Consider the following 8,621-nt stretch of genomic DNA (forward strand, 5'->3'; position numbering starts at 1 on the left):
ATGACGGTTATTCTTGGCAAGCGTGAAAGCGCCTTCCGCCCGCCGGAAGGGAGCCCGCCTTACATCTCACGGCGAGACGATCGCAGGGCTGATCGGGTTGCTCAAGGACCGCCCTGCGGGCGGCCGCGTCGCGGCGGCGAAGCCGTCCTTGACCAACCCGATCAGCCCTGCACGCTGCGGCCTCCAAGAGATGTAAGGACCTCTCCGACGCGGAGGGCGTCGGCTTAGAACGCTTCAGACCTGCGCTAACAACAGCTGTCAAATGAGGAGGCGTTTCACGCCTTGGTGCTCATCGATAGCCAAGCCAGCCCCTAACGCCGACGTACCGGGAATGGAATTATTTCGCCCGAGGCGGAACGTTCAGACCGCTGCCCTTCAACTGACTTCAAGGACACAACCTCCGCCGCCTCACGCTCAAACCATCCATTGGGCAATCCGCAAAGCGTCTCAAGATCAGCTGCCGAAATGGTGAACTCCGTGGCCAGCAAATCTTCTTTTCCACGAACGCCATTGTCGACGATCAGATTGAGGCTATCCCGAAGCGCTCTCGGCGCAGTCAATGCCCAATGCTGATCCAAGGGCTCAGCATTCGACCACCCTTTTGCAGAATAAAGTTTATATAGCTGGCGAGTATAATCTTCCGACAGGATGTCCAAATCCGACAGTCTCTTAATTTGCGCCTTAATAGAAACCCGCCAGCGCTCTTTAAGGGTTGTAAACATGGCCAACGAAGGCCGCTTCACCTCGTGTGGATAGGTGGTTGAGGGCATGAGAAAGGCGCTACCGAGACGGAAAGCCTGTCGCTCAATAATACGTAGATTAGCCTCGAACTCTTCCTCCGGAACATTCTGATGAAGAATTGTATGAGCTAGTTCATGCGCCGCGTCCATTTGCCGACGAGGAAATGACATCTTGTCCGTAGCCAAAAGGACATGAGGACGGCCATCAAAAGGCGACCAACTGCACAACCCATCCAGTTTAGTAGTATTCATTGGTATCGTCGCAACAACGATACCAATGCGCTCCATTAGCGCGACTACGTCACCGCTGGGTCCATCACCCAAACCCCAATGACTCCGGAGTCGGAGCGCGATCGCCTCGATATCGTCGTCACGAAGATCGGTGTAGCTCGCCCCCTCCAAAACGTCGGGAATATCCACCCGAGGCAGATCAACGTAGTGGCTAAGCACAAAACTGATTTCTTGTAGCCACTCCATCTGGGCTTTTTGATAGTTCAGGTCCCGAACTAACGTACTCGCCAACGATCGCAGAAACGTCGGCTTTTCGCTCTTAAAAGGCTCGCGCAGGAAGAACTCCGGCCGAACCTGAAGCTCTCGGGCCAGGCGGACTAGGGTTGCCGGATCGGGGCTCTGGTCCGCAAACTCGTCCTCCCAACGCGACACCGAAGTAGGACTTACGCCAAGACGCCGCGCCAAAGCGGACTTGGTTGCAACGCGCCGCGCTTCGCGAAGCTGAGTCAGTCGTGCCGGGATAAATCCCGAGGTGCCGATACGCATGATGTCAGAATCCCGCCGGCTCCACGACCTAAAACGCGGAGCAGCCCCCCAATTGCCTTAGAAGAGGTCGCCTAGACCTAGTCGTCGGCATCGTCTACTTCGGTGTCTGGCACGCTTTCGGGCGGAATAAACAAGCGCCGCTTGTCACGAAGCTTGACCACCTTGCCATACTCTTCGGTCGGAGCTTCTTTATCGACCTTCGTGGGGGCCGCGACGTAGCCCGTGAGAAGGGCTTCGAGCGATTCGTAGAAGACGTAGTCTTTATAGCTAGAGCCGATGACCCCAACGGCAATCTCTTCAATCATCCCGGCTCTCTGACGGTCACGCGCCGTCAGGAAGAGAGCAAAAATGTCAGCAGGCTGTGGCGTGGTCCCATCGACGAAGAGGCCAGGCTGTAGCGTTAGGTTTAGCGTCACGCCCGCCGCCCGCGACATATTCTTCGCAGGGAGCTTGCCAGGCTCCGGCATCGCGGCGAATCCCAGAATGACACCGACCTCCGGCCCAGCAAATCTGGCGAAGGGCTGAAACACCTTTAGGTCGGTGCCTAACATCAATCCGCTGGTGATCAAAACGCCGCCGTGAACCTGGACGACTTCTTCATACCCCTGCTCCTGAAGCCGAAAGCGGATTTGCCCCTCGGCCTCACGGCTGCGCTTCGAATTCAACGGCAGCTCGCGTTGAACGACCTCGTGAGCTTTCAGCGCCTCGGCGCGCAGTCGATCCTCAAGATCGAGCAGCAAATCCTTCGGCAGGGCATCCAGAATTGCGCGGCGCACATCGATCACGATGATTCTCCTCGTTGTCCGGGAAATTAATCATGATTTTTTGCGTATTACAAGATGACCCTGGAAGTTTCGGGCGCTTTGGCCTACTCCGGCCACAAATCCTGCACATCCCCCTTCCTATTCAGCATGTGCGTCGCCCGCTTGATCACCGCCAGCAGGCGTTCCTTGCGGCCGTCCTTGTCGTAGGTCAGGGTCGTCCGCGCTAGGCCCTCCAGCATGAAGCGCGCGAGGTCGCGGCTGGCCTGGAACCGGGGGCCGGCGCCGGCGTGGAGGATCTTCAGGAAGTGGTCGCCGGCCTGGGCGCGGTCGAACTCGGCCTGGGCGGGGGCCAGCAGGGCGTGGATGGCCGGGTCGGTGCGGCCGGCGGCCTCCAGCTCGGCGAAGGCCTGGAAGGGGACGCTGTGCAGCAAGTCCCAGTAGCTGTCGATCGCGTGCTCGGTGACGTCGGCGCCGGGCGGCAGGCCGTCGGCGGCGGCGCGGAACAGGGCCGAGCGCTCGGCCTGGATGTGGGCCACGGCGGCCTCGACCAGGGCCTCGCGCGTCGGGAAGTGATAGAGCATCGCCCCGCGCGTCAGGCCGGCCGCGTCGGCGATGGCCGGGTTGGTGGCCGCGTGATAGCCGATCTCGGCGATCAGCCGCATGGCGCAGTCGAGGATCCGCGCGCGGGTCTTCTGCGACTTGGGCGTATCCTTGGCGAGGCGGGCGGCGTCCATGGGGGTGATCTAGTGCGAGCGATGCTGCACCGCAACAGCTAGACCAATCCCCGACGGGCAAAGGGCTGGCGCGGGCGCCCGGACTTTTGACAGTTTGGCGAAAATCGCTCGTTTCGTGGGCGATCGGGGGCGGCGCGCGGGTCGGACCGGGCCGGAGCGGCCGGAATCGAAGGCCGCCTGGCCGTGTTTCCATTTCATTAAAGCGACATGCAATCAGCTTAATCGCCTGCCGTTGGCCGCCATTTTTCCGATCCGGGGACGGAGCGATGGGCGGCGCCATCCGGGGGTTACGATCATGAGCGCCGACCTCGCCGTCCGCCGCTATCGCTCGGTCTTCATCAGCGACCTGCACCTGGGCACGCGCGGCTGCCAGGCCGAGCTCCTGCTGGACTTCATCCGCCACATCGAGTGCGAGAAGCTCTATCTGGTCGGCGACATCATCGACGGCTGGAAGCTGCGCAGCGGCTGGCACTGGCCGCAGGCGCACAACGACGTGGTGCAGAAGATCCTGCGCATGGCGCGCAAGGGCACCGAGGTGATCTATGTGCCCGGCAACCACGACGACCGGGTGCGCGACTTCTGCGGCACCCACTTCGGCGGGGTGATCGTGGCGCGCGACGTGATCCACGAGGCGGCCGACGGCAAGCGCTATCTGGTGGTGCACGGCGACGAGTTCGACGGCGTCGTGCAGCACGCCAAGTGGCTCGCCTTCCTCGGGGATTGGTCCTATAGAACCATCCTCATGCTGAACACCGTGGTGAATCGCCTGCGGCGGCGCCTGGGGTTCGGCTACTGGAGTCTGTCGGCGTATCTGAAGGTCAAGGTGAAGAACGCTTTGCAGTTCATCGAGAACTTCGAGGCCGCCGTGGCCGACGAAGCGCGGCGTCGGGGGGTTGACGGGGTGATCTGCGGTCACATCCACAAGGCCGAGATGCGCGACATCGACGGCATCGCTTATGTGAACGACGGCGACTGGGTCGAAAGCTGCACGGCCCTGGCCGAGCACGCCGACGGCCGGCTCGAGATCCTGGAATGGGCCAAGCTGCGCTCGTGGTCGGTGATCGATCGCGCGCGCGCGACGGGCGCCGTGGCGGACGAGCCGTTGCCGGAGCCGGCCGCCGCCTGATGCGTATTCTGCTCGCGACCGACGCCTGGGAGCCTCAAGTCAACGGGGTGGTCCGCACCCTGACCCGCGTGGTCGACGAGCTTCGCGCCATGGGCCACGAGGTCGATGTCGTCAGCCCGGACCAGTTCCCGACCTTCCCGCTGCCGACCTATCCCGAGATCAAGCTGGCCATCGGCGCCTATGAGCCGGTGCAGGAGCGCTTCAAGTCGTTCGAGCCCGAGGCGATCCACATCGCAACCGAGGGGCCGATCGGCCTGGCGGCGCGGCGCATTTGCCTGGAGTGGAAGCTGCCGTTCACGACCAGCTACCACACCAAGTTCCCCGAATATGTCTCGGCCCGGCTGCCGCTGCCGCTGGCGGCCGGCTACACCTACATGCGCTGGTTCCACAAACCGTCGGGCCGGCTGATGGTGGCGACGCCGACCATGCGCGACGAGCTGGCCAAGCACGGCTTCCGCAACCTGTCGCCCTGGTCGCGCGGCGTCGACACCGACATCTTCAAGCCCCGCCAGCCGGGCGATCCCGACGTGTTCGAGGGCCTGGCGCGGCCGATCTTCCTCAATGTCGGCCGGGTGGCCGTCGAGAAGAACATCGAGGCCTTCGCGAGCCTGGATCTGCCCGGCACCAAGGTCGTCATCGGCGACGGCCCCCAGCGCGAGGAGCTGGCCGAGAAGTATCCCGAGGTGAAGTTCCTGGGCGCCAAGTTCGGCGACGAGCTGGCCCGCTATTTCGCCGGCGCCGACGTCTTCTGCTTCCCGTCCCTCACCGATACCTTCGGCCTCGTCATCCTGGAGGCCATGGCCGCCGGCGTGCCGGTGGCGGCCTTCTCGGCTCCGGGACCGGTGGACATCATCCCGGGCTCCAACGCCGGGGTCCTGGCCCCGGGCCAGACCGACGGCCTGAAGGAAGCGTGCCTGGCGTGCCTGGAGCTGGACCGGGCCGTGGTGCGCAAGTTCGCCGAGAAGTTCTCGTGGCGCGCCTGCGCCGAGGAGTTCTTCCGCAACCTGCAGCCCTATCCCGAGCCGGAAAAGACCCGCTTCTGGCGCCGGCTACGGCGCCTGGCGCGCCTGCGGAAGAAGACGGCGGCCTAACCGCCTTTTTCTGGTCACGTTTCCGGTGAGGGCTAGCGCAACCGTCCGTTGGCGCCGCCCATGCCCCCTGCCGCTCGTCCGCTCGCCCTCGTCACCGGCGCCTCGTCCGGCATCGGCGAGGCGTTCGCCCGCGCCCTGGCGGCGCGCGGCTACGATCTGGCGCTGACCGCCCGGCGGGCCGACCGGCTGGAGGCCCTGGGCGCGGCGCTCGCTGAGGCGCACGGGGTCGAGGCCTTCGCCATCCCGCAGGACCTGGCCCTAGCCGACGCGCCCCAAGCGATCCTCGGCGCGATCACGGCGCGCGGCCGCCAGGTCGACATGCTGGTCAACAACGCCGGCTTCTCGATCGCCGAAAGCTTCGCGGCCGTGCCCTGGGAACGGCAGCGCGACTTCCTGATGACCCTGGTGGTCAATGCCTGCGGCCTGGCGCACGGGGTGATCCCCGGCATGGTCGCGCGCGGCGGCGGGCGGATCGTCAATGTCGCCTCGATGGCCGCCTTCGCCCCCGGGGTCGCCGGCCACAGCCTCTATCCGGGGGCCAAGAGCCTGATGCTGACCTTCAGCCAGGCCCTGGACGCCGAGTACGGGCCGCGCGGGCTGAAGGTGACCGCCGTCTGCCCCGGCTTCACGATCACCGAGTTCGCCGCCGCAAACGGCACGGCCGAGGTGATGGACGCCTCGCCGCGCCGCCTGTTCCAGACCGCCGACCAGGTGGTGGCCGCCACGCTGAAGGCCAACGACGCCGGGCGCGTGGTGATCATTCCCGGCTGGCACAACGCCCTGGCCGCCGCCCTTCTGCGCCTGCTGCCGATGGGCCTGACACGCGCGATCCTGATGCGCGCCTCGGCCAAGTATCACTTGGAGGACTGATGCCCAGCCACTTCGACATCGTGATCATCGGCTCGGGCGCCGGCGGCGGAACCCTAGCCCAGCGCCTGGCCCCGACCGGCAAGTCGATCCTGATCCTGGAACGCGGCGAGCACCTGCCGCGCGAGGCCGAGAACTGGGATCCGAAGTCGGTCTTCATCCAGCGCCGCTATCGCACCCAGGAGCGCTGGTACGACAAGAACGGCCACCCGTTCACGCCCAACACCCACTACTGGGTCGGCGGCAACACCAGCTTCTACGGCGCGGCCCTGATGCGGATGCGCGGCCGCGACTTCACCGAGGTCAAGCACGCCGGCGGCGTCTCGCCGGCCTGGCCGATCAGCCTGACGGACCTGGCCCCCTACTACGCCGAGGCCGAGACCCTGTGGCAGGTGCACGGCGCGCGCGGCGAGGACCCGACCGAGGAAGGCGACGAACCGCCCTACGCCTATGCCGCCGTCCATCACGATCCGGGCGTCGCGGCGCTGAAGGGCCACTGGGAGACGCAAGGCTGGCGGCCGTTCTCGCTGCCGCTGGGCGTCAAGCTGGACCAGGCCCATCCGGTCACCTCGCCCTGCATCAAGTGCAAGACCTGCGGCGGCTATCCCTGCCTGGTCAAGGCCAAGTGCGACGCGCGGACGATCGCGGTCGAGCCGCTGATGGCCCTGCCCAACGTCACCCTGCTGACCGGCCGCAAGGTGCTGCGGCTGGAGACCGATCCGTCGGGCAAGACCGTGAAGCAGGTGGTCTGCCATACGCAAAACGGCGAGGAGACCTGGAGCGGCGACATCGTGGTGCTGGCGGCCGGGGCGGCCAACACCGCCGTGGTGCTGCAGGCCTCGGCCAACGCCGCCCACCCGAACGGCCTGGCCAACGGCTCCGACCAGGTCGGCCGCAACTACATGTTCCACAACTCCTCGGCCGTGGTCTCGATGACCCTGCGGCGCGAGAACGTCACCTTCCCGAAGACCCTGGCGGTCAACGACTTCTACTGGGGCGATCCGAAGGGCGGCTACGACCTGCCGATGGGGCACATCCAGCTCCTGGAATACATGTCCGGCCAGACCCTGGAGGGCCAGGTCGCCGACTGGCTGCCGCCGGCCCTGGTGCCGGACGCGCTGTCGGGCGCGGCGGCCGAGCGGATGCTGTCGATGCTCGTGATCTCCGAGGACCTGCCCCAGGCCGACAACCGCGTGCGGCTCAATCCCGACGGCCGCGTCTCGCTGGACTACACGTTCGGCAATCTGGAGGGCCACGACCGGCTGGTGAGGATCCTGCGGGAGTCGCTGGACGGCTTCGTCGACCACGCCCATCCGATCTCGCAGCACCACTTCCAGGTCGACTCGCTGCTGCCGCTGTACGGCACCGCCCACCAGTGCGGCACGACCCGGTTCGGCGCCGATCCGGCCTCGTCGGTGCTGGACCGCGACTGCAAGGCCCACGAGTTGGACAATCTCTATGTGGTCGACACCAGCTTCTTCGTGTCGTCGAACGCGGTGAACCCCACCCTGACCACGATCGCCAACGCGATGCGGGTCGGCGACCACCTGATCGACCGCCTTGGCGCGCATACGCCGCCGGCGGCCGTGGCGGCGGGGGTGGATCGGCCGAAGGCGCACAAGAAGGGCGAGGCGTTGGCGTGAGGGGCGTTGGTCGAAACCCCTCTCTCATGGAGCGCGGGTTTCGGGTGGGCGATCCCTTCGTAGGAACTCCCCCCGCCCTCGGCGGGGGAGCCATCCTTAGATCTCACGGCGCGACGATCGCAGGGCTGAGCCTCGAAGAGATTTAAGGATCGCACCCGACGCGGCGGTCGGCTTTCGACCCTAGTCGGACCTTGGCTCCCTCTCCTTCAGGGAGAGGGAGGGGCCCAGCGCGAAGCGGTGGGAGGGTGAGGGGTTACGAGGGCTGACGGCGTGCCGGCACTCCGTCGGACGCTGTAACCCCTCACCCCAACCCTCTCCCTATGGGAGAGGGAGCAATGTGCGCCAACCACCCCTTGCGGCCATTAGACGTTTGCGCGACCATTCGCCTTCAGGTCGAGCGGGTGGCCATGCGATCAAAAGGTTTGCGACGAGGGCGAGACCCCAAATACACGGACCGCACGCTCGACCAGATCGCTGCTTCCTACGAGTGGCCAGGGGAGAGGCTGTTCGTCAGCATCGATAGCCGCGACAGCGATGACGACATGCTGCTTCACCGAGCCGCTTTTGCAGGAAGGGTGGAAGATGTCTGGGACCTGCTACGGCTGGGGAGCGACATCAACGCAAAAGGCGATCTTGGTTACACGCCACTCCACTACGCGGCTTTGGAGGGCAATCGATCTGTGACGATCGCTCTACTCGCGGCGGGAGCTTCGACCGAGCTTCGCAACGACGGGGGGCAACTACCTTCCGAGACTGCGGATGTTAGCGGGTACCATGAGTTGGCGTCTTCCATCCGAGAACATCAAAAGTGGAAGGGCGGCTAACCATCTGTGGACGCCCCCTTTAGCGCAAGACGGATTTCGAAGCTCTGACGCTTGA

9 protein-coding genes and 1 pseudogene are annotated in these 8,621 nt (G+C 65.1%); 6 read left to right on the top strand and 4 right to left on the bottom strand.

What is annotated here, in order from left to right; genetic code table 11:
- Nucleotides 1-63 precede the first annotated feature (63 nt).
- Nucleotides 64-135, top strand: a pseudogene (locus Q0V34_RS20245) (hypothetical protein); the annotation flags it as partial.
- 176 nt (nt 136-311) lie between these two features.
- Here Q0V34_RS20245 and Q0V34_RS20250 read toward each other — a convergent pair.
- The 3 genes from Q0V34_RS20250 to Q0V34_RS20260 all read right to left on the bottom strand — a co-directional run bounded on the left by Q0V34_RS20250 (nt 312) and on the right by Q0V34_RS20260 (nt 3,015).
- On the bottom strand, nt 312-1,517 hold the full coding sequence (locus tag Q0V34_RS20250; protein WP_297516058.1) for an XRE family transcriptional regulator: 1,206 nt from the start codon (nt 1,515-1,517) through the stop codon (nt 312-314).
- 77 nt (nt 1,518-1,594) lie between these two features.
- The gene (locus Q0V34_RS20255) at nt 1,595-2,302 is read right to left on the bottom strand and encodes a hypothetical protein (protein WP_297516061.1); all 708 of its coding nucleotides are present in this window, start codon (nt 2,300-2,302) and stop codon (nt 1,595-1,597) included.
- An 83-nt stretch (nt 2,303-2,385) separates the two neighbouring features.
- Complete coding sequence (locus Q0V34_RS20260) at nt 2,386-3,015, bottom strand: TetR/AcrR family transcriptional regulator (RefSeq protein WP_297516064.1); 630 nt, start codon at nt 3,013-3,015, stop codon at nt 2,386-2,388.
- A gap of 295 nt (nt 3,016-3,310) precedes the next feature.
- Between Q0V34_RS20260 and Q0V34_RS20265 the strand changes: the two genes are divergently transcribed.
- From Q0V34_RS20265 to Q0V34_RS20280, 4 genes are read left to right on the top strand one after another with little or no spacing between them, the layout of a single operon-like run.
- The gene (locus tag Q0V34_RS20265) at nt 3,311-4,141 is read left to right on the top strand and encodes a UDP-2,3-diacylglucosamine diphosphatase (protein ID WP_297516067.1); all 831 of its coding nucleotides are present in this window, start codon (nt 3,311-3,313) and stop codon (nt 4,139-4,141) included.
- Nucleotides 4,141-5,232, top strand: a complete 1,092-nt coding sequence (locus Q0V34_RS20270) for a glycosyltransferase family 1 protein (RefSeq protein WP_297516070.1) — start codon at nt 4,141-4,143, stop codon at nt 5,230-5,232. Before Q0V34_RS20265 ends, Q0V34_RS20270 begins: the two co-directional genes overlap by 1 nt.
- A 60-nt stretch (nt 5,233-5,292) precedes the next feature.
- Complete coding sequence (locus Q0V34_RS20275) at nt 5,293-6,102, top strand: SDR family oxidoreductase (RefSeq protein ID WP_297516073.1); 810 nt, start codon at nt 5,293-5,295, stop codon at nt 6,100-6,102.
- Complete coding sequence (locus Q0V34_RS20280) at nt 6,102-7,742, top strand: GMC oxidoreductase (RefSeq protein ID WP_297516076.1); 1,641 nt, start codon at nt 6,102-6,104, stop codon at nt 7,740-7,742. The genes Q0V34_RS20275 and Q0V34_RS20280 overlap by 1 nt, the downstream gene beginning before the upstream one ends.
- 206 nt (nt 7,743-7,948) lie before the next feature.
- On the opposite strand, the gene Q0V34_RS20285 is transcribed toward Q0V34_RS20280, so the two are convergent.
- Nucleotides 7,949-8,092: a hypothetical protein gene (locus Q0V34_RS20285; RefSeq protein WP_297516079.1), complete on the bottom strand. Its 144-nt coding sequence runs from the start codon at nt 8,090-8,092 to the stop codon at nt 7,949-7,951.
- Here Q0V34_RS20285 and Q0V34_RS20290 point away from each other — a divergent pair.
- Nucleotides 8,078-8,566: an ankyrin repeat domain-containing protein gene (locus Q0V34_RS20290; protein WP_297516082.1), complete on the top strand. Its 489-nt coding sequence runs from the start codon at nt 8,078-8,080 to the stop codon at nt 8,564-8,566. The genes Q0V34_RS20285 and Q0V34_RS20290 overlap by 15 nt on opposite strands.
- The last annotated feature ends 55 nt before the right edge of the window (nt 8,567-8,621 follow it).

The sequence above is a fragment of the uncultured Caulobacter sp. genome, from assembly GCF_947036865.1.
GTDB lineage: Bacteria > Pseudomonadota > Alphaproteobacteria > Caulobacterales > Caulobacteraceae > Caulobacter.

Excerpts from the sequence above, each read along its gene's own strand:
- Q0V34_RS20250 (WP_297516058.1), bottom strand. The coding sequence starts at position 1,517 with ATGCGTATCGGCACCTCGGGATTTATCCCGGCACGACTGACTCAGCTT.
- Q0V34_RS20260 (WP_297516064.1), bottom strand. The coding sequence starts at position 3,015 with ATGGACGCCGCCCGCCTCGCCAAGGATACGCCCAAGTCGCAGAAGACC.
- Q0V34_RS20265 (WP_297516067.1), top strand. The coding sequence starts at position 3,311 with ATGAGCGCCGACCTCGCCGTCCGCCGCTATCGCTCGGTCTTCATCAGC.
- Q0V34_RS20270 (WP_297516070.1), top strand. The coding sequence starts at position 4,141 with ATGCGTATTCTGCTCGCGACCGACGCCTGGGAGCCTCAAGTCAACGGG.
- Q0V34_RS20275 (WP_297516073.1), top strand. The coding sequence starts at position 5,293 with ATGCCCCCTGCCGCTCGTCCGCTCGCCCTCGTCACCGGCGCCTCGTCC.
- Q0V34_RS20280 (WP_297516076.1), top strand. The coding sequence starts at position 6,102 with ATGCCCAGCCACTTCGACATCGTGATCATCGGCTCGGGCGCCGGCGGC.
- Q0V34_RS20290 (WP_297516082.1), top strand. The coding sequence starts at position 8,078 with ATGTGCGCCAACCACCCCTTGCGGCCATTAGACGTTTGCGCGACCATT.